This is a genomic window from Rhodococcus sp. DMF-1, assembly GCF_021441945.1.
GTDB classification, from domain to species: domain Bacteria; phylum Actinomycetota; class Actinomycetes; order Mycobacteriales; family Mycobacteriaceae; genus Rhodococcus; species Rhodococcus ruber.
The window spans coordinates 1,420,670-1,439,148 of sequence record NZ_CP090442.1; the positions used below are offsets into that span (position 1 = coordinate 1,420,670).

Consider the following 18,479-nt stretch of genomic DNA (forward strand, 5'->3'; position numbering starts at 1 on the left):
GAAAGCAGCGACAGTTGAGCAAGCCCTCCACGTTCTCGGCGCCCAAGGGTGTACCCGATTACGTCCCGCCGCAGTCGGCGGAGTTCGTCGCCGTGCGCGACGGCTTGACCCGCGCGGCGCGGCTGGCCGGCTACGGGCACATCGAGCTGCCGATCTTCGAGGACACCGGGCTGTTCGCGCGCGGCGTCGGCGAGTCCACGGACGTCGTGAGCAAGGAGATGTACACCTTCGCCGATCGCGGCGACCGGTCCGTCACGTTGCGGCCGGAAGGGACCGCCGGGGTGATGCGGGCGGTGATCGAGCACGGCCTCGACCGTGGCCAGCTGCCCGTCAAGCTGAGCTACTCGGGCCCCTTCTTCCGGTACGAACGTCCCCAGGCCGGGCGGTACCGTCAGCTGCAGCAGGTGGGGGTCGAGGCGATCGGCGTCGACGACCCCGCCCTCGACGCCGAGGTCGTCGCCGTGGCCGACGCCGGATTCCGCAGCCTCGGCCTCGACGGATTCCGCCTCGAGATCACCTCCCTCGGCGACGAGACGTGCCGCCCCCAGTACCGGGAATTGTTGCAGCAGTTCCTGTTCGGGTTGGACCTGGACGAGGAGACCCGCCGGCGCGCCGAGATCAACCCGCTGCGGGTCCTCGACGACAAGCGCCCCCACGTGCGGGAGATGACGGCCGACGCCCCGCTCATGCTCGACCACCTCTCCGACACGGCCAAGGCGCACTTCGACGAGGTGCTCTCGCACCTCGACGCGCTCGGCGTGCGCTACACGATCAACCCGCGCATGGTGCGCGGCCTCGACTACTACACGAAGACCACCTTCGAGTTCGTCCACGACGGCCTCGGCGCCCAGTCCGGGATCGGCGGCGGCGGACGCTACGACGGCCTGATGGCTCAGCTCGGCGGGCAGCCCCTCTCGGGCATCGGGTTCGGTCTCGGGATCGATCGCACGGTGCTCGCCCTCGCCGCCGAGGGCAAGAGCGCGGGCAGCCCCGCCCGCTGCGAGGTGTTCTGCGTGCCGATGGGCGACTCCGCCAAGTCGACGCTGGTCCCGATCGCCCATCGGCTGCGCGCCGCCGGCATCCGGGTGGACCTGGCGTACGGAGGGCGCGGCGTCAAGGGAGCGATGAAGGCCGCCGACCGCTCCGGAGCCGTCGTTGCCCTGGTCCTGGGGGAGCGAGAGCTCGAAGCCGGCGAAATCGTGGTCAAGGACCTGCGCACCGGCGAACAGCACACCGTGCCGCTCGACGACGTGGTCGCCCGGGTCGGGGACGTCGTTGCCGGCACCTGACCCGTCGGGACGTCCTGCGCCGACCCGTCTGGACCTGATCCCGGCGCGGGTGCTCGCACCCCGCGCCGGGAGGGTCGCGGCGTTCTCCCTCCTGATCGGCGTGGTGGCCGGTTTGCTGGTGTACCTGGTGGCCAGCCCGCTGGTCGCGGTCGTGTCCGGGATGATCGTCGGGGTGCCGCCGGCAGTGGGCGCCCTGGCGGTGCTGCGCCGGCGCCGCTGGATCGACGGCACCACGATCACGGCGAAGGGGGCACTGCGCACCCGGCGGGTGCAGCTGCGCAACCTCGCCGGGGTCGAACTGGTGGTGTCGGCGCTGCGGGTCAGTCAGGTGGTGCTGCGGCTCAACGACGGCGACCGGATCGTGTCGGTCCCGCTGGCGTTGTACGCGAACGGCGGCTGCCGGGAGCTCGATGTGCTGGCGTTGCGCCGGCTCGCAGACGCGCTCGCGGCGAGTGAGCTGGCCTCGGCCGCGGCGATGTCGTCGGTACTGGTGGAGCAGCTGCGGGCGGAGGCCCGCGAAGCGGGACTGGAGCAACGGCCGCTGTACCGGGCGGTGTTGCTGGCCCGGGACGCCGGGCGCGTGCCGCAGACCACGCTCACCGATCACGAGGTGGCTTCGCTCGTCGAATGAGCGCACGCCGATTGGTGTGGCGGCACCCCGGGTATGCGGGGCGCATGATCTCGATGCACGCGGTGTTCGCCGCGCCGTTCCGGGCTGCCTCCGCGTTGCGCGGCGCCCGGGTGTTCCACCCGCACGGGGTGCTCTTCCAGGGGGAAGCGGAACTGGCGCCGGGCTGGTGGCCGCGCTCGGTCCCGGCCCGGGTACCGGTGACCGCCCGGTTGTCCGGTGCCGTGGGCACGCCCGACGGTGTGCCCGACATCCTCGGTCTGGCGCTGCGGTTCTCGCTCGAGAGCGGTCCGTGGGACATCCTGCTCGCCACGCTGCACGTGCCGACCAGGGCGGTGCTGCTGCCGGCGCGAGGCTGGTCGACGGCGCGGTACGGCTCCCTGATGGCGTATCGCACGAACGTCGATCTCGCGCCGCGGTGGATCTTCGCGTTCCCCGAGGGGGAGCAGCCGGCGTCGACGTCTGTGCGGGAACTGGCTCGGCGCGGCGGGCCGCTGGTGTTCTCGTTGCACGTGGCGTCGGCCCGCGGGCGGCTCGTGCCGGCCGGGCGCGTCACGCTCGAGAGCGAGGTACGCGCCTCCGACGAGGCGCAACCGTCGTTCGACCCGGTGCTCAACCACCCGGCCTCGGTCGACCTGTGGCCACGGTGGCTCGTGTCGTTCCGTCGCGACGCCTACCAGGGCAGCCGCGCGGGTCGCGGCGCGGCCGACGGGTCCGCGCGGAGCGATCTGCCCGACTCCGCCGCCGCTCCGTAACGCCGGACCGCTGGGGCGCCGGACCGCTGGGGCGCCGGACCGCTGGGGCGCCGGAGCGCAGTAGCCGGGGGTGCGGAGCAACTCCACACCCCCGGCCTTCGTGAACCGGACCGGTAGCGGTCCGGCGACGTGTCAGCTGACGACGGCGTCGATCGTCTTCTTCAGGGCCGACGGCTGCGCGGGGGAGCGGGGTGCCTTCTCCTTCAGTTCGAGCATCCGCGCCCCGATCTCCTGCAGCTTCTTGCGGCCGAGTGCCTCCCGCACCTTCGGGAACCACTCCTCTTCCTCCTCCTCGATGTGGTGCTCGACGTTCTCGATGAGGACCGTCGTCTTCGCGTCGAACCGCTCGGCACCGGGCTTCATCCCCGCCAGTTCCATCACCAGCACATCCGCGACGTGGTGCTCCTCGAACGACTCGAGGATGTCCGATTCGAGGTCGGGCAGGAGCGAGCGCACCTCGGGGTACATGCCCTCGTTCTCGATGTAGGTGTGCACGGTCAGCAGTTCGATGATCCGTCCGACTATCCGACCCTTCTCCTCGTCGTCGTCGTCCGCGCCGCGGAACTCGCGGAACAACTTGCGGATCTCCTTGTGGTCTTCCTTCAACAACACGATTGCGTCAGTGGACACCGGGCCTCCCGCCGAAGTGGTTCTCGAGTGCTCGCCCGTGCGGGGCGTGCGCTCCAGATACCCCGGCGGGAACCCGGTTACACCGATCCGGCCGACCGGTCAGGTGCTCTTGGGTGTCCGGTCGGCGGTGTCCCGGATGTGGGGTTCCTCGGCGACCTCGGCGGCGTGCCGCCTGCCGACGCCCACGTGCGCTTCCGCCCGCATGACCTCCACCATGTGCGGGTAGTGCAGCTCGAACGCGGGCCGCTCGGAGCGGATGCGCGGCAGCTCGTAGAAGTTGTGCCGCGGCGGCGGGCAGGTGGTCGCCCACTCGAGGGAGTTGCCGTAGCCCCACGGGTCGTCGACGGTGACGACCTGCCCGTACCGGTAGCTCTTGAACACGTTCCACAGGAACGGCAGCGTCGAGACGCCGAGGGTGAACGCCCCGATGGTGGAAATGGTGTTGAGCGTGGTGAATCCGTCCGACGGCAGGTAGTCGGCGTAGCGGCGCGGCATGCCCTCGTTGCCCAGCCAGTGCTGCACCAGGAACGTGGTGTGGAAGCCGACGAAGGTCAGCCAGAAGTGCCACTTGCCGAGGCGCTCGTCCATCAGCCGCCCGGTCATCTTCGGGAACCAGAAGTAGATGCCGGCGTAGGTGGCGAACACGATGGTGCCGAAGAGCACGTAGTGGAAGTGCGCGACGACGAAGTACGAGTCGTGGACATGGAAGTCGAGCGGCGGGCTGGCGAGGATGACGCCGGTCAGGCCACCGAACAGGAAGGTGATGATGAACCCGACCGAGAACAGCATCGGCGTCTCGAACGTCACCTGCCCCTTCCACATGGTGCCGATCCAGTTGAAGAACTTCACGCCGGTGGGCACCGCGATCAGGAACGTCATGAACGAGAAGTACGGCAGCAGCACGGCGCCGGTGGCATACATGTGGTGCGCCCAGACGGCCATCGACAGGGCACCGATCGCGAGGGTCGCGTAGACCAGGCCGGTGTAGCCGAAGATCGGCTTCCGGGAGAAGACCGGGATGACCTCGGAGATGATGCCGAAGAACGGCAGCGCGATGACGTACACCTCAGGGTGACCGAAGAACCAAAACAGATGCTGATACAAGAGCACCCCGCCGGTGGCCGGGTCGAAGATGTTCCCGCCCAGTACCCGATCGACCATCACCCCCATGAACGCGGCCGTCAGCAGGGGGAAGATCAGCAGGATCAGGATCATCGTGATGAAGATGTTCCAGGTGAAGATCGGCATCCGGAACATCGTCATGCCCGGGGCGCGCAGGCACACCACCGTGGTGATCATGTTGACCCCGCCGAGGATGGTGCCGAGACCGGCCACCGCGAGGCCGGTGAACCAGAGGTTGGCGCCGATGCCGGGGGTGTGCAGATCGTCCGCCAACGGAATGTACGACGTCCATCCGAAGTCCGGTGCACCGCCGGGAGTGATGAGGGAGGCGGCGACGACGGTTGCGCCGAACAGGTACAGCCAGTAGCTGAACGCGTTCAGACGGGGGAACGCGACGTCGGGCGCGCCGATCTGCAGCGGCAGGATGTAGTTCGCGAACCCGAACACGATCGGGGTCGCGTACATCAGCAGCATGATGCCGCCGTGCATCGTGAACAACTGGTTGTACTGCTCGTTGGACAGGAACTGCAGACCCGGGACGGCGAGCTCGCTGCGGATCAGCAGTGCCATCAGGCCGCCGATGAGGAAGAACGTGAACGACGTGACGATGTACATCAGACCGAGCATCTTCGGGTCGGTCGTGGTGACGAGTCGGTAGAACGTCGAACCCTTCGGCGCGTACCGCGGCGGGTACGGCCGGACGGCCTTCGTTTCGGTGACAACCATGGTGCCTCCTTGCGCTGCCCCGGGGCGGCGACGTCGCTGCGGCGCCGCGTGCTCCGTGAGGCCTCAGGGCATCCCGGAACCGCCGCGGCATCATGCGGTAGGTCGAGCGTAGCCGGACACAGCCGCGCACGGGAGGTTTTGCGTCGGCGGATTATGGCCCGGCGACGCGGGATTCGCGCCGGTTCCGGGAACAAACCCTTGCCTTCGTATGTTGTGAGTGGTACAAGAAAGGTGTAGCGGCAGACATAGATCGGCTGCTCTCCTCAACCGGCACGAAGAGAGTCTGTGGAGGTGGAAACGATGTTGATGCGCACCGATCCGTTCCGCGAGCTCGACCGCTTCGCGCAGCAGGTTCTCGGTACGGCGGCCCGGCCCGCGGTGATGCCCATGGACGCCTGGCGTGAGGGCGACAAGTTCGTCGTCGAGTTCGACCTGCCCGGTGTGGCCGAGGATTCGCTCGACCTCGACGTCGAACGGAACGTGCTGACGGTGCATGCAGAACGACCGGCGCGCGACCAGAGTCAGGAGATGGTCGCGGCCGAGCGTCCGCGCGGCGTGTTCAGCCGGCAGCTGTTCCTCGGGGAGAACCTCGACACCGACAACATCGAGGCGACGTACGACGCCGGTGTGCTGAGGCTGACGATCCCCGTGGCGGAGAAGGCCAAGCCGCGCAAGATCGAGATCGCGGTGGGCGACAAGAAGGCGATCGACGCCTGACCCACCGGTGTCCGCGGAGACAGTCATGGACGCACTCGACCTGATCGCCGAACCGCTCGTCGGGCCCGAAGAACCCGTCGACGGTGCGGACCTCGAGCTGCTCCTGCTCGAACTCGAGCTGGACATGCTCGAGGTGCCCCGGCCGCGATCGCCGGTGGACATCCCGGGATGCCGGGCCGCCGCAGTCCGGCCTCCGCGCGAGGCGGCATGCTCCCGGGGACCGCTCGGACGAGTCGGGACGCGAGCCCCGGGGGAAGTGGTGGCCACGCAGCGCTCTCCTCCGGGTCGTACCGGAAACGATCCCCGGAATCTCGTCGTGAAAGGACGGTGATGCGACGTCGCAGCAGTAGTGCGAGGCGCTGACGTGCGTGCCGCCCGCCCGGACGACAACCACGACGCGCCGAGCCGGTCACCGGCCCGCAGCCGGAACCGGTCGGCGCACCGCCGGTACTCGGCACACCCAGTGCGGGCCGCACCCGTTCATCGCCGACGCCCGGCGACCCTCTCCGTCGCGAGGTGGGTCGCCGGGCGTTCGCTCCTGTGGCCGCAGCGGTCCGTCGTGGGCGAACCCGCCGACGACGACACGAAGGAGGCGCAGCCGTGTCCGGCAGCGAACCCGATCTCTACGCGGTGCTGGACGTCTCCGATTCCGCCGGGCAGGCGGCGATCACGGCGGCCTTCCGCCGCAAGCTGCGCGCGCACCACCCCGACCTCCGCAACCCGGCCCTCCCGTACGGCCCGGACGAGGACGAGGAACTGCGCCGGATCGTCGAGGCGTATTCCGTCCTGCGCGACCCGGATCGTCGCGCGGAGTACGACCGTCGCCGCGCCGGCCCGGTCACCCGGTCCGCCGCGCGGTCCGTCCGCGTGACCGTGCACCGCCCGGACCCGACTCCCGCGGCCGATCCACCCATCCGGGCCGGACCCGTCCGCCGCCACCGGTGACCCCGCGACGCACGGGCGCGTCTCGCGGAGCCCGTCGCTCCCTCGCTCGGTCCGGCCGCACGGTTCATTCGCTCGGGTCAGGGGTACGGGGTTCGTGCTTTCCGCCGTAGGCGAGGGCCAGCAGGGTGCGTGCCCCGTGCGCCAGGGCTCGTTCGTCCAGTACGAAGTCGGGCTGGTGAAGATCGTGCCGCGGACTCGTCCCGTCCCAGACCCCCAGCCGCGCCATCGCGCCCGGGACGTGCTCGAGATACCACGCGAAGTCCTCGCCGCCGCTGGACTGTCCCGCCTCGGCGAGGTTCTCGAGGCCCACCACGGACTCGATCGCGGCGAGCATCTCGGCCACCGCCTCGGGGTCGTTGACCACCGGCGGAACGCCCTGCACGTACTCCAGTTCGTGGTCCACGTCGTAGGGGGCGAGCAGTTCGGCGACGCTGCGTCGCACGAGGGGCTCGACCGTCGCCCACGTCTCGTGCGACGCGCTGCGCAACGTGCCCACCAGTTCGCCTTCCTCGGGGATGGCGTTGCCGACGTGCCCGGCCCGAACCCGTCCCCAGGTCAGGACGGTGGCGGTACGGGCGTCGAGGCGTCGATCGAGCACCGATGCCAGACCGGTGACGAGGACGGCCGCCGCGTGGATCAGGTCCCCGGTCAGATGCGGACGGGCCGAATGGCCCCCAGGGGAGGACAACCGGACCGTGAGCACGGCCCCGGACGAGGTGATCGGGCCGGCGCGGGTGGCGAGCTTGCCCGCCTCGAGTTGCGGGGCGCAGTGCAGCGCGAAGATCCGGGACACCCCCTCGAGACCACCCGCCGCGACGACCTCGAGGGCGCCGCCCGGCGTGGTCTCCTCGCCCGGCTGGAAGATCAACCGCACCCGTTGCGGGGGTGGGTCCGCCGCGAGCACGGTGGCTGCCTCGAGCAGCATCGCGGTGTGGGCATCGTGCCCGCACGCGTGGCACACGCCCGCCACGGTCGATGCGTACGGCAACCCGGTGGTCTCGGTGAGCGGCAGGGCGTCGAGGTCGGCCCGCAGCGCGAGGCATTCGCTCGTGTCCGGGCCGACGTCGCACCACAGTCCGGTGCCCCCCGGCAGGGTCACCGGGCTCAGCCCGAGCGAGACCAGCTGATCGCGCACCAGCGCGGTCGTCCGGAACTCCGCGAACGACAGCTCCGGGTGGGCATGCAGGTCCCGTCGCCAGGCGACGACGCGGTCGTGGTCGATCGTCATCCCTCGAGAACTCCGTCGGGTCGGTGACAACTACGGGCCGGTCGAGAGGGGACCGGTTCGTCAGTCAGTTCACCACGGTCGGGGCGACCACGTCCCGGTTCTCGCGTTCGGTGACGCCGTGTGCTCGTCGCGCCCAGGACTCGGCGCCCTCGCCACCTCGACGGCGATGCCCGCACCGAACCGCCGCTACGGCCACGCCGGTCACGAAAGGCCCGGTTCCCGCCCCACACCCCGGCGGGACGGGAACCCGGGGATCACCAGTCGTCACCGCCCCCGATCACCGGGGCCGTCGCCGGCGGGAGCTCGCCGATCACGGCGGTGCTGTTCGCCGCGGACACCAGGATCGCCGGACGGGTCCGCCGGGGCGTGTCGTCGTCCGCGCGTCCGGTGGCCGGGAGGGCGGCCGCGAGCGGATGACGGGCGGTCGAAGCCACGGTGGACACGGGAGCAGTCGCGGTGGACCGGGGGTTCGACGGGGCGCCGCCGAGACCGCCGACCGCGCCCCCGAGGGCCGCCGCGCCTGCCGCGCCCAGCGAGACACCGCCCCCGCCCGGTGCGACGCCACTCGCGCTGCTCGCCGGGGCGGTGGCGGCGGCGAGCGTCGGGGTCGCCGGTCCGGTGCCGCCTGCGAACGCCGCGGCCTGCGTCTGTGCGGGCAGATCGCCGGGCGCACCGGTCGCGGCGACGATCTCCACGGCCTTCGTGGCGGTCGCGGCGACGTCCGACGGAGCGGGCAGGCCGGGCGTGGCGACGGGCGCAGGCACGGTGATCGGCGCGGCGAGCGCGTTCATCGCCGCGGTGTGGCCGAGCAGTTCGCCGCGGGTACGCGCGACCACCGCCAGCGCCGCGGACACGTGCTCGGCGGCGGCGGTGAGCAGCGCGACCTGTCCCGGTGGTGTCAGCGCGACGGGCGCCGTCGCCGCGGCGAACGCCAGGAAGGACTGCGCGATTCCGCCGAGTTCGACGTTGCCGCGCTCGACACTGGCGGTCGCGGCGCGGGTGACCGCTCCGATCTCGTCGCCCCGCTCGCCCAGCTCGACCGCGCTCAGCTGTGCCTGGCGACCCTTGTCGAGCGCGGCCTCGGCGGGTGCCCCCTCCCACGAGTCCGGCAGTGCATGCAGTGCCGTGCGCGTCAGCGACGCCGCGCCCTCGAGCACCCGCGACGACTGCTGCAGCACCGCAGACGGGTCGAGCGCCTCGACGATCCCGGTGCCGAACAGGTCGCCCAGATCGCGCAGGGGACGCAGCAATTCGTCGATTCCCGGCACCGGTGGAACCGGAATCGACTGCAGCACCTCGGATAGTGCATCGAGCCCGGATTCCGGCGACCACGTCGGCGGGGCCGGGGCCGGCGCGGGCAGGGGCAGGTCGAGGACCGGGCCGGCAGGGGACGCGCGGAGCGCGTCGAGGACGGTGGGCGAGGCGACCGGCGCCCCCTGCGCCGTCATCGCGCGCCCCCGATTCCCGCGACGGCCGTGCCGAGACCCGCGGCGGTCGCCGCGTCGAGCGCCTCGTACCGGGCGGCGGCGTCGTGCGCGGCGACACCGCCGGAGGCGTAGACGTACGCCAGCTGGGCGACGGCGCGAGTGTGTGCACCCTGCGCGACGGCGAACGCGGCGACGAAGTCCGCACCGATCAGGCCCATGGCCGGGCTCAGCGACGAGACATTCGCCTGCAGATCCACTCCGCCCGCACGGGCGACCTCCTCCGCGGCGCGCAGGGACGTGCTGCCGAACGCCCGCACCCCGTCGGGCACGACACGGACGCCGCCCCCCGTCGAGAACGAGCCGGCAGCGTCGAACAAACCGCTCATGATGACCCCCCAATCAGATTCGCGTGCGCAGCACTCTAACTCGAGGGGGCGACACGGGCGACGAGCGCGCGGGCGACGTCGCGCACGGGCTCTGTGGGGCCGGTGAACCCGAGCACGCGCAGGGCCGCCTCCGCCAGCACCTCCGGCAGGTCGGCGACGTCGTCCCTGCCCCCGTCCGCCCGGGTGTTGATGGCGGATTCGACCAACCGGAACGGCAGGTCGGCCCGGGGATCGTCGGCCTCGGCTCCGGCGGCGCGAGGGCCGAGGACGGTGACCGCGAGCCGGCGGTAGCACGCGCGCAGACCGGCCCGGGCGGCGTGGAAGTGTGCGAACCGGTCGGTGCGGACCTCCGGGAGCAGATACAGCGCACCGAGATTCCACCGTCCCGTGACGAGTTGTGCGGTGTCGAACAGTGCCAGGGCGTACAGCCGTGCCTCGGCCGGCGCGTCGTCGCCGAGCTGCTCGCAGAACGACAGGGTGGGGGCGACGGTCTGCTCGAGCAGCGCCGCGAGGATGTCGTCCTTGGTGGCGAAGTGGTTGTACAGGGAGGCCTGGCGGACGCCGACCGCCTCGGCGACGAGTCGCGTCGAGGTGGATGCGAATCCGCGGGTGGTGAACAGTTCCGCTGCGGCGTCGAGGATCTCGGCGCGTGCGGTGGCACCGGGTCGGCGTGGCCCGTGCAGTCGAGGGCGTCCGGGGCGGGCATGGGTCACGCCGTCGACGATGGCACAGATCCGGCGACCGCGGCCGAGCGGGCGCGCGGTGAGCAGACCGTCACACGGTGGAAACGTCGGTCACGAACTCGTTACGCCGCGGTCATTCGGACAAGACGTGGCCTCGCGAAAACTGTCACTCGACAGTTTTTCGACGGTCATCCGGCCGCCGCACCGCGCACAGAAACGGACACCGCCATGAGCCTGACGCTCACCCGGCCGGCTGCCGCTGCACCGGCCGCCCCGCACCAGGACGCGGGCGACCTGGGCGAATTCGGCTACCAGCAACAGCTGCACCGCAACCTCGGCAGGTTCGCCTCCTTCGCCGCCGGCTTCTCGTTCGTCTCCATCCTCACGACCATCTTCCAGCTGTTCGGCCTCGGCTTCGGCTTCGGCGGCCCCGCCTTCTTCTGGACGTGGGTGGTGGTGTTCGCCGGCCAGTTCACGGTCGCCCTGAACTTCGCCGAACTCGCGGCGCGCTACCCGATCTCCGGGGCGATCTACCAGTGGTCCCGCCGGATGGGCGGCGAGGTGGTCGGCTGGTTCGCCGGCTGGTTCATGATCCTCGCGCAGATGGTGACCGCCGCGGCCGCCGCGATCGCCCTGCAGGTGGTTCTCCCGGCCGTCTGGAGTGGATTCCAGATCATCGGCGACGACCCGTCACTGACCTCCTCGTCCGGGGCCGCCAACGCCGTCCTGCTCGGGTCGGTGCTGCTCGTGCTCACCACGATCATCAACAGCATCGGCGTGAACTGGATGTCGCGGATCAACAGCATCGGCGTCACCTGCGAGATCGTCGGCGTCGTCGCCGTGATCGGCATGTTCTTCACCCATGCCGTCCGCGGCCCGCAGGTCGTCCTCGACACCGGCGTGCCCGGGGCGAGCCCCGGGTACGGCTGGGCCTGGATCGTCTCGGGTCTCATGGCCGCCTACGTCATGGTCGGTTTCGGCTCGGCCGGCGAACTCGCCGAGGAGACCCGCAACCCGCGGCGGGTCGCCCCCCGCACCATCCGCCTCGCCCTGTCCGTCTCCGCGATCGGCGGTGGCCTGATGATCCTCGGCGCCCTCATGGCCGCCCCCAGTCTCACCGACGGTCGCCTCGCCGCCGAGGGCCTGCCCTACGTGCTCGGCGCCATCCTGTCCTCGCCGTGGGGCACGCTGCTCCTCGTCGACGTGGCCATCGCCGTGTTCATCTGCACCCTGGCCATCCAGACCGCCGCGTCGCGCCTGATCTTCTCGATGGCCCGTGACGAGCGCCTGCCCGCCTCGAAGGTCCTGTCGCACGTCAACGCCCGTACCGGCACTCCCATCGCGCCGGCCGTGCTGATCGGTGTGGTGTGCATCGGCATCCTCGCGGTGAACATGGGCAACAGCGCGATCTTCGCCACCCTGTCGAGCGTGTGCATCGTGCTCATCTACCTCGCCTACCTGATGGTCACCGTCCCGCTGCTGCTGCGCCGGCTGCGCGGCCGGCCGCACGACGCCGCGACGACCGACGCCGACGGCAACCCGCTGTTCTCCCTCGGCCGATGGGGTCTTCCCGTCAACGTCCTCGCCGTCGCGTACGGCCTGCTGATGGTGATCAACCTGTCCTGGCCGCGCGCCGAGATCTTCGACCCGGACGGCACCATGCCGCTGCTGCAGTGGGCCGCGCCGCTCACCGTCGCCGCCGTCGTCGCCCTGGGCGCCCTGTGCTTCCCGCGCCGCACCGCGCACCCGAACCCCGTCACGATCGGAGCCCGAGCATGACCGACACCGCGACCACCCGCGCCGCGAAGGCACACGCCCGAGCGCAGGCCGGCACCGTCACCGCCGGCATGCCCACCGTCCCCGCCTCGGCGCACCCGACCCCACCCGGCGGCCGCACGGCCCCCATGACCTGGGCCGAGACCGTGCCCGGCGGCCGCTACACCACCAAGGTCCTCGCCCGCGGCACCCGGCTGCGCCTGCGCGACCTCGACGGCGCCGCCTGCGCCCACCTGCTGCTCTTCCGCGCCGACGCCCCGCACGAGCGCCTCAACGTCGCCGACACCGTCAAGGTGCCGTGGCAGGCCTACCTCGGAGTCGGACATCCGCTGCTGTCGGACCAGGGCCGGGTGCTCGCCACCGTCGTCGCCGACACCTCCGGCCGGCACGACGCGCTGTGCGGCACCACCCACCTGGCCGGGAACACCACGAAATACGGTGCGGGCAGCCTGCATTCGCACGCGCCCGCGGGTCGGGAGCTGTTCACCGTCGCCGCGGCGAAGCACGGCCTGGCCCCCCGCGACCTCCCGCCGTCGCTGTCGTTCTTCCACGGCGTGCACGTCGGCGGCGACGGCGCGCTGACCAGCACCGGCAGCGCCGGGGCCGGAGCCTGCGTCGAGCTGCTGATCCACCTGCCGGTCATCGCGCTGATCGCCAACACCGCCCACCCCCTCGACCCGGCGCCACGTTTCTCCACCACGACCCTCGAAGTGCTCGCCTGGCACGCCCCGCGCGACCTCGACGCCCTGCCGAACACGGACCCCGAATACCGGCGCGCCGTCCTCAACACCGAGGACGCCTGGATCGCCGCCACCGGAACGGAGCACTGATCATGACCTCGACCCTCGACCTGCCCGCCCTCGTGCCCGGGACGGTGATCCGCGACGAGATCGCCGGCGCCCGCGGACCCTGGTCGGCCGTCGTCGCCGCCGGCGACGTGCTCACCGTCGTCGACCTGCACGGCAACCAGGCCGTCGACACCCTGATCTACGACGCGCACGACACCGCCGTCCGCTACAGCGCACCCGCCACGATCGCTGCCCAGCAACACCTGTTCCTCACCACGGGATCCGTGCTGCGCGCCGGCGACGGCGAGGCCCTCATGACCCTCGTCGCCGACGAGGTCGGCAATCACGACACCGTCGGCGGCGCCTGCTCGCAGGAATCGAACACCCTGCGCTACGGCCACCACACGAAGCATCAGCACGCGTGCGTCGAGAACTTCCTCGCCGAAGGCGCCCGGTGGGGCCTGGGCAAACGCGACCTCGTCTCCAACATCAACTTCTTCATGAACGTGCCCGTCGACCCCGACGGCACCCTCGGCATCGTCGACGGCCTGTCCGCCCCCGGCAAGCGCCTCGCACTGCGCGCCGACCGCGACGTGCTCGTCCTCGTCTCCAACTGTCCGCAGATCAACAACCCGTGCAACGGTTTCGACCCGACCGAGGTGCGGATGATCGTCACCCGACCGGAGGCTTGCCCGTCATGACCACCAAGATCACCGTCGACCGGCCCGGCATGCTCACCACCGTCCAGGACTACCCCGGACGCACCGGCTACTGGCAGATCGGGGTCCCGCCGTCCGGCCCCATGGACGACCTGTCGTTCCGCCTCGGCAACGCCTCGCTCGGCAACCCCGACGGGGCGCCCGGTCTCGAATCCGTCATGGCCGGGCCGGCACTGCGCTTCACCGACGCCACGCGGGTGTGCGTCACGGGTGCCCCGGCGACCGTGCGGGTGGACGGCACGGTGGTCCCGCAGTGGCGCCCCGTCACCGTCCCCGCCGGTGGCGTGCTCGACGTCGGAGCCCTCGCCGGCCCCGGGCTGCGCGTGTACGTACTCGTGCAGGGTGGTCTCGACGTCCCCGAGTTCCTCGGCAGCGCAGCGACGTTCACGCTCGGGCGGTTCGGTGGTCACGAGGGGAGGACGCTCGCCGAGGGGGACGTGCTCGTCGTGGGGGAGTCGGCGAGCGGCCCGGCGGTCCCGGTTCCCGCCGAGCACGTCCCGGCCATGACCACCCGCTGGGACATCGCCGTCACCGAAGGTCCGCACGGTGCCCCGGAGTTCTTCACCCGCACCGACATCGACACGATCTACGCCACCGAGTACGAGGTGCACTTCAACTCCGACCGCACCGGTGTGCGGCTCGTCGGGCCGAAGCCGCGGTGGGCCCGGCCCGACGGCGGGGAGGCGGGGCTGCACCCGTCGAACATCCACGACAACGCCTACTCCGTCGGCGCCCTCGACTTCACCGGCGACACCCCCATCCTGCTCGGGCCCGACGGGCCGAGTCTGGGCGGATTCGTCTGTCCCGTCACCGTCGTCGCGGCCGAGCGGTGGAAGCTGGGTCAGCTCGCCCCCGGGCACCGGGTGCGGTTCGTCCCGGTCCGGGCCGAGCACGCCGCGTCGCGGCGGGCGCTGGGGGTGGCCCGCCGGGCGGGGCTGTCGCTGGTGGTCTCGCCCGGTGGGGACGGCGACGACGGCGTGCTCGCCCGTCGCGACGGCGACACCCCGGTGACCTATCGGCGCAGCGGGGACGACAACGTCCTCGTCGAGTACGGCGACATGACCCTCGATCTCGCGTTGCGCGCCCGGGTGCACGCCCTGCACCAGCGGCTCGACGCCGAACGCCCCGCGGGTCTGCTCGAGCTCACCCCCGGCATCCGGTCGCTGCAGGTCAAGGTCGATCCCGACGTGCTGCCGGTGCCGGCGCTGCTCGACCTGCTCGCCGACGTGGAGGGGCAGCTCCCGGCGAGCGACGAGCTCGTGGTGCCGAGCCGGCAGGTGCGGCTGCCGCTCTCGTGGGACGACCCGGCCACTCGTGAGGCCATCCAGCGGTACATGCACGGGGTGCGGGCGGATGCGCCGTGGTGCCCGTGGAACATCGAGTTCATCCGGCGGATGAACGGCCTCGCCTCGGTGAACGACGTGTTCGACACCGTCTTCGCCGCCGACTACATGGTGCTCGGCCTCGGTGACGTGTACCTCGGGGCGCCCGTCGCGACGCCGCTCGACCCGCGGCACCGGCTGGTGACGACCAAGTACAACCCGGCGCGGACGTGGACGCCGGAGAACGCCGTCGGCATCGGTGGGGCGTACCTGTGCATCTACGGGATGGAGGGTCCGGGCGGCTACCAGTTCGTCGGCCGCACGACGCAGGTGTGGAACCACCGGCATCCGCAGCCGGCTGGGCCGTTCGAGGCGGGAACGCCCTGGTTGCTGCGCTTCTTCGACCGGATCTCCTGGTATCCCGTCGAGCCGGAGGAACTGCTGGACCTGCGCGCCGACCTCGCCGCCGGCCGGGGCGGGGGAGTCGAGATCGTCGACGGCACCTTCTCGCTCGCCGAGCACGAGCGGTTCCTCGCGGACCACGCCGCGTCGATCGACGCGTTCCGGCGGGTGCAGTCGGTGGCGTTCGGCGCCGAACGTGCCCGCTGGGAGGCCGGAGGCGCATAGCGCCGGTGTGCCCTTTGGGCTGCTGGGACAGCCCAAAGGGCACACCGGCGGCGCAGCCGCCTGCGCTTGACTGCGATTAGCACGTATGTTCGACTGTCTGCATGCGGTGGGCGGCACAGACTCTCGACGTCGACGACGGCGCGCTCCCGGGTCTCGAACGGGCCGGGCTCGTCCGCAGCGTCCGGACCCCCGAATTCGACGGAATCACCTTCCACGAGGTGCTGTGCAAGAGCGCGCTGAACAAGACGCCCGAGGCCTCACAGCTTCCGTTCCGCTTCACCGTCAACACCTTTCGCGGGTGCTCGCACGCCTGCCGGTACTGCTTCGCCCGGCCGACCCACGAGTACCTCGACCTCGATGCGGGCCGCGACTTCGACAGCCAGATCGTCGTCAAGACCAATGTCGCCGCGGTCCTGCGCCGCGAACTCGCCCGACGGTCGTGGAAGCGCGAGCACGTCGCCCTCGGCACCAACACCGACCCGTACCAGCGGGCCGAGGGCCGCTACCGGCTCATGCCCGGTGTCATCCGTGCCCTCGCCGAGTCCGGCACCCCGTTCTCCATCCTCACCAAGGGCACGCTGTTGCGCCGCGACCTGCCGTTGCTCACCCTGGCCGCCGGGCAGGTCGACGTCGGGGTCGCGGTGTCGCTCGCGATCGGCGACCCCGAACTGCAACAGCAGATCGAGCCCGGCACGCCCACACCGAAGGCGCGGCTGGACCTGATCCGCGCGATCAGCGACGCCGGCCTGCCCTGCCACGTCATGGTCGCCCCCGTCATCCCGTGCCTCACCGACTCGAGCCGGCACCTCGACGACCTGCTCGGCGCGCTCTCCGCCGCCGGGGCCACCGGCGTGACGGTGCTGCCGATGCACCTGCGCGGCGCCACCCGCGGCTGGTTCCTGTCGTGGCTGGGCCGGGAACATCCGGCCCTGATCCGGCGGTATCGGCAGATCTACGGCCGCGGCGCGTACGTCTCGCCGGAGTACAGGACGTGGCTGAAGGGCCGCGTCGATCCCCTGGTGGCCCGCTACGGACTCGGCGCACGCGTGACCGAGCACCGGCGCCCGGCCGCGGCATCCCCGCGGCCGGGCACCGCACCGGCGGATCCCACGCTGTTCTGAATCAGGTGGTTTCCGGGACCCGGACGGCGACGTCGGCGTTCGCTTCCACCGACGGCGCGGGACGACGGCGCTGGCGGTAGATCCCGACACCGACGACGACGGCGGCGAGGGCCGAGGACGTCAGCATCTGACTGCGCGTGCTCTCCAGGGCGACCATGCCCACGCACAGCGCGACGATCGCGGCAATGGTGACCCAGGTGAGGTAGGGGAACAGCCACATCTTCGGCGACAGCTCCCGGCCCTGGGCCTCGAGGGACCGCCGCATACGCAGCTGCGATGCCGCGATGACGAGCCACACGAACAGCGCGATCGCGCCGGAGGAATTGACCAGGAACAGGAACACCGTCTCGGGGTAGAGGTAGTTCAGGCCCACGGTGAGGAATCCGACCACGGTGGAGACGAGAACCGCGTTGCGCGGCACCCCGGACCGCCCGATGCGGGCCAGCGACGGCGGGGCGTCCCCGCGGCGCGACAGGGAGAAGATCATGCGGCTGGCGGTGTACAGGCCCGAATTCAGGCACGAGAGCACCGACGTCAGCACGATGACGTCCATGATGGTGGCGGCCGCGGGGATGCCGTAGGAGTCGATGACCGCCACGTACGGGCTCAGCGCCACCGAGGCGTCGTCCCACGGCAGCAGGGTGACGACGACGGCGATCGAGCCGATGTAGAAGATCAGGATCCGCCACACGACCGACCGCACCGCCTTGCGCACCGCCTCGGCGGGGTTGGCGGACTCGCCGGCGGCGATGGTCGCGATCTCGGCTCCGAAGAACGAGAACACCACGACGAGGACGCCGGCGAGCACGGCACCCGTCCCGTTGGGGAAGAAGCCGCCGTGACCGGTGAGATTGCTCATTCCGGGCGTGTCGACGCCGGGCAGCAGGCCGCAGATCGCGAGGACGCCGAGCACGAGGAATGCGACGATCGCCGTCACCTTGATCGCGGCGAACCAGAACTCGAACTCGCCGAACGATTTGACCGACGCGATGTTGGTCAGCGTCAGCACGATCATGAGCGCCAGCGCCCACGTCCACTGGGGCACGCCGGGCATCCAGCGGTTCATGATGACCGCGCCGGCGGTCGCCTCGATGCCCAGCACGATGATCCAGAACCAGGCGTAGAGCCATCCGATGGAGAAGCCGGCCCATCGCCCGATGGCGCGGTCGGCGTACGCCGAGAACGACCCCGTCTGCGGATTGGCCGCCGCCATCTCGCCGAGCATGCGCATCACGAGCACGACGACGACCCCGGCGAGTGCGTAGGCGACCAGCACGCCGGGGCCGGTCTCCCGGATCGCAGCGCCCGAGCCGACGAACAAGCCTGCACCGATGACTCCCGCGATCGCGATCATCGACAGATGTCGCTTCTGGAGCGTGTGCCTCAGTCCGGGTTCGGCACTGTTCGACATGGGATCCCCTTCACAACCAGGTTCGGTATCGAGTGTGATGCACCTCTCGACTGCCTGAGTCTGAGGTTCCGCGTCCGGCGCCGTAATGGACACATCGGCAAGCCGAGGAGTCCGAGGCTCGACGAAACGGCAGATGAGCGCCCACGGCCTGGGGTTTTCCGGCGGTCGGCGGGGCCGCG

At 71.1% G+C, this 18,479-nt stretch carries 18 protein-coding genes; 11 read left to right on the forward strand and 7 right to left on the reverse strand.

The genetic code is table 11. The features are described 5' to 3' along the window. The first annotated feature begins 14 nt into the window (after positions 1-14). The 3 genes from hisS to LZP97_RS06640 are packed head-to-tail and all read left to right on the forward strand — an operon-like array spanning position 15 to position 2,672. A complete protein-coding gene (gene hisS / locus LZP97_RS06630) occupies positions 15-1,289 on the forward strand; it encodes a histidine--tRNA ligase (protein WP_017681347.1) in 1,275 nt (424 codons plus the stop codon). After that, on the forward strand, positions 1,276-1,920 hold the full coding sequence (locus LZP97_RS06635) for a hypothetical protein (protein WP_026137909.1): 645 nt from the start codon (positions 1,276-1,278) through the stop codon (positions 1,918-1,920). Before hisS ends, LZP97_RS06635 begins: the two co-directional genes overlap by 14 nt. 44 nt (positions 1,921-1,964) lie before the next feature. Next, positions 1,965-2,672, forward strand: a complete 708-nt coding sequence (locus LZP97_RS06640; protein WP_010596860.1) for a hypothetical protein — start codon at positions 1,965-1,967, stop codon at positions 2,670-2,672. Between the two features lie 132 nt (positions 2,673-2,804). On the opposite strand, the gene LZP97_RS06645 is transcribed toward LZP97_RS06640, so the two are convergent. Beyond that, a complete protein-coding gene (locus LZP97_RS06645; RefSeq protein WP_048774318.1) occupies positions 2,805-3,302 on the reverse strand; it encodes a hemerythrin domain-containing protein in 498 nt (165 codons plus the stop codon). A 99-nt stretch (positions 3,303-3,401) separates the two neighbouring features. Beyond that, on the reverse strand, positions 3,402-5,150 hold the full coding sequence (gene ctaD, locus LZP97_RS06650) for an aa3-type cytochrome oxidase subunit I (RefSeq protein WP_017681344.1): 1,749 nt from the start codon (positions 5,148-5,150) through the stop codon (positions 3,402-3,404). A gap of 300 nt (positions 5,151-5,450) precedes the next feature. Between ctaD and LZP97_RS06655 the strand changes: the two genes are divergently transcribed. The 3 genes from LZP97_RS06655 (at position 5,451) to LZP97_RS06665 (ending at position 6,812) form a co-directional block, all read left to right on the forward strand. Beyond that, positions 5,451-5,867: an Hsp20/alpha crystallin family protein gene (locus LZP97_RS06655; RefSeq protein ID WP_010595223.1), complete on the forward strand. Its 417-nt coding sequence runs from the start codon at positions 5,451-5,453 to the stop codon at positions 5,865-5,867. A 25-nt stretch (positions 5,868-5,892) separates the two neighbouring features. Further along, a complete protein-coding gene (locus LZP97_RS06660; RefSeq protein ID WP_010595222.1) occupies positions 5,893-6,198 on the forward strand; it encodes a hypothetical protein in 306 nt (101 codons plus the stop codon). A 269-nt stretch (positions 6,199-6,467) separates the two neighbouring features. Further along, positions 6,468-6,812 carry a DnaJ domain-containing protein gene (locus tag LZP97_RS06665; RefSeq protein WP_048774317.1) on the forward strand — a complete coding sequence of 115 codons (345 nt, stop codon included), beginning with the start codon at positions 6,468-6,470 and terminating at the stop codon, positions 6,810-6,812. A 64-nt stretch (positions 6,813-6,876) separates the two neighbouring features. On the opposite strand, the gene LZP97_RS06670 is transcribed toward LZP97_RS06665, so the two are convergent. The 4 genes from LZP97_RS06670 to LZP97_RS06685 all read right to left on the reverse strand — a co-directional run bounded on the left by LZP97_RS06670 (position 6,877) and on the right by LZP97_RS06685 (position 10,566). After that, positions 6,877-8,040, reverse strand: coding sequence for an amidohydrolase (locus tag LZP97_RS06670; RefSeq protein WP_017681341.1), 1,164 nt, complete (start codon positions 8,038-8,040; stop codon positions 6,877-6,879). Positions 8,041-8,294: 254 nt separating this feature from the next. Then, a complete protein-coding gene (locus tag LZP97_RS06675; protein WP_010595219.1) occupies positions 8,295-9,488 on the reverse strand; it encodes a hypothetical protein in 1,194 nt (397 codons plus the stop codon). Next, complete coding sequence (locus LZP97_RS06680) at positions 9,485-9,853, reverse strand: type VII secretion target (RefSeq protein WP_048774315.1); 369 nt, start codon at positions 9,851-9,853, stop codon at positions 9,485-9,487. Before LZP97_RS06680 ends, LZP97_RS06675 begins: the two co-directional genes overlap by 4 nt. Before the next feature lie 35 nt (positions 9,854-9,888). Next, a complete protein-coding gene (locus LZP97_RS06685) occupies positions 9,889-10,566 on the reverse strand; it encodes a TetR/AcrR family transcriptional regulator (RefSeq protein WP_048774313.1) in 678 nt (225 codons plus the stop codon). Between the two features lie 198 nt (positions 10,567-10,764). Here LZP97_RS06685 and LZP97_RS06690 point away from each other — a divergent pair, with 198 nt between their 5' ends. The 5 genes from LZP97_RS06690 to LZP97_RS06710 all read left to right on the forward strand — a co-directional run bounded on the left by LZP97_RS06690 (position 10,765) and on the right by LZP97_RS06710 (position 16,889). Continuing rightward, on the forward strand, positions 10,765-12,315 hold the full coding sequence (locus LZP97_RS06690) for an amino acid permease (RefSeq protein ID WP_010595216.1): 1,551 nt from the start codon (positions 10,765-10,767) through the stop codon (positions 12,313-12,315). After that, positions 12,312-13,142, forward strand: a complete 831-nt coding sequence (locus tag LZP97_RS06695) for an urea amidolyase associated protein UAAP1 (RefSeq protein WP_010595215.1) — start codon at positions 12,312-12,314, stop codon at positions 13,140-13,142. The genes LZP97_RS06690 and LZP97_RS06695 overlap by 4 nt, the downstream gene beginning before the upstream one ends. 2 nt (positions 13,143-13,144) lie before the next feature. Further along, positions 13,145-13,801: an urea amidolyase associated protein UAAP2 gene (locus tag LZP97_RS06700; RefSeq protein WP_010595214.1), complete on the forward strand. Its 657-nt coding sequence runs from the start codon at positions 13,145-13,147 to the stop codon at positions 13,799-13,801. Next, on the forward strand, positions 13,798-15,768 hold the full coding sequence (locus tag LZP97_RS06705) for a 5-oxoprolinase/urea amidolyase family protein (RefSeq protein ID WP_010595213.1): 1,971 nt from the start codon (positions 13,798-13,800) through the stop codon (positions 15,766-15,768). The genes LZP97_RS06700 and LZP97_RS06705 overlap by 4 nt, the downstream gene beginning before the upstream one ends. 101 nt (positions 15,769-15,869) lie before the next feature. Beyond that, positions 15,870-16,889 carry an Rv2578c family radical SAM protein gene (locus tag LZP97_RS06710; RefSeq protein WP_040271206.1) on the forward strand — a complete coding sequence of 340 codons (1,020 nt, stop codon included), beginning with the start codon at positions 15,870-15,872 and terminating at the stop codon, positions 16,887-16,889. A 1-nt stretch (position 16,890) separates the two neighbouring features. Here LZP97_RS06710 and LZP97_RS06715 read toward each other — a convergent pair whose 3' ends face one another. Then, a complete protein-coding gene (locus tag LZP97_RS06715) occupies positions 16,891-18,300 on the reverse strand; it encodes an amino acid permease (protein WP_017681692.1) in 1,410 nt (469 codons plus the stop codon). Between the last annotated feature and the right edge of the window lie 179 nt (positions 18,301-18,479).